Raw genomic sequence first — 1,164 nt, 5'->3', positions numbered from 1 at the left:
CACGTTGTAAGTTTGTTTTATAATCTGAAATTTGTAATTTTCAATTTTTATTCGAGCTTACAGCGTGTGTCCTGCTCATGCAGGGCACACACAGCAGTTTGCAAAAATGGCGGGTTATGGGCTTAATTTAAAGTTGGTTTTGTACTTGCAAAATCAGTGTTTAACCGAAAGTTTAGGATTCCTTAATCCGCCACTTCTGCAAGCTGCGAAACGTTGTGCGTCAGGTTGGTAGAAACCATAATAAAAGAAAATATGCAAGTACAATTACAGCTTTTAGAAGTAGAACTAATAAGTTTTACAATAGAAAAAAAACAATACGAAAAAGAACGTGAATTGACAAGTCTTGTAGACCATCGTCCTGTAATTTCTGGAGGGCATTCAATTAACCAAAATTTTATTGAATTTACTATTAACGTAGAAATCTGTAAAAATGGTAATATCTGCTCAATAACAACTTTTTCGCGATTTGTTGTATTCTTTGAAGATAAAAACTTCAATATGCTTGAAAATATTAAGAATGAAAATGTAGCTGACATATTAGCGAATTTAGGTGTTATTGCAAATGCACATTTAATGGGTATTTTTAGAATTAAATCATCTAAAACCGATTTTGACGAGTATATAATTCCAGTAAGGTCGCATACTGAAATGAAATCTATGTTTATTGATTATCATTATTGATTTGTCATCTTTTTTTGCAATATATTTAAAACGCATGCTTATTGACATAATATTTAATTTAAACTTAATTCCTTTTTTGTGGAGGAATATTTAAACCACCTTTTTATGAATTGGACAATAATTTTAGGTTATGTGATATTGATTTTAATTCAATACTTTTCTATTCAAGCTATTCCTGTTTCTTTGATAGGAGGAATAATTAATAAAATAACCAATAACATTTTATTTAGCATGTTGGTTGGTGGTCTAATTACATGGTTTTTCATAAATTTAATTTGGTTAAAAGTTTATAATCATAATTTGCCTTTACTTGCTTTTGTTTTAAGTTTTTCTTTTCAATTCATTCACGGAAACTTAAGCAACAAAGAACTTGCAGAAACTTCAAAACAGATGATTGTAGCCGAAATGTGGTCGATATTATTAATTGCACTATATGTTTTAGTGTTAAAAGAATTCAATTGGATATAAACCCGACCGCACAAT

At 29.5% G+C, this 1,164-nt stretch carries 2 protein-coding genes; both read left to right on the top strand.

Annotation, left to right across the window (positions count from 1 at the left end):
* Positions 1-225: 225 nt before the first annotated feature.
* On the top strand, positions 226-681 hold the full coding sequence (locus IAI56_RS15695; RefSeq protein ID WP_187658756.1) for a hypothetical protein: 456 nt from the start codon (positions 226-228) through the stop codon (positions 679-681).
* Positions 682-786: 105 nt separating this feature from the next.
* A complete protein-coding gene (locus tag IAI56_RS15690; RefSeq protein WP_187658755.1) occupies positions 787-1,149 on the top strand; it encodes a hypothetical protein in 363 nt (120 codons plus the stop codon).
* Positions 1,150-1,164: the final 15 nt, after the last annotated feature.

This window comes from Flavobacterium macrobrachii, from assembly GCF_014486675.1.
Taxonomy (GTDB): Bacteria; Bacteroidota; Bacteroidia; order Flavobacteriales; family Flavobacteriaceae; genus Flavobacterium; species Flavobacterium macrobrachii.
This window is presented reverse-complemented; position numbering and strand designations above follow the sequence as displayed.

Coding starts and splice junctions, on each gene's coding strand:
- IAI56_RS15690 (WP_187658755.1), top strand. CDS start 787: ATGAATTGGACAATAATTTTAGGTTATGTGATATTGATTTTAATTCAA.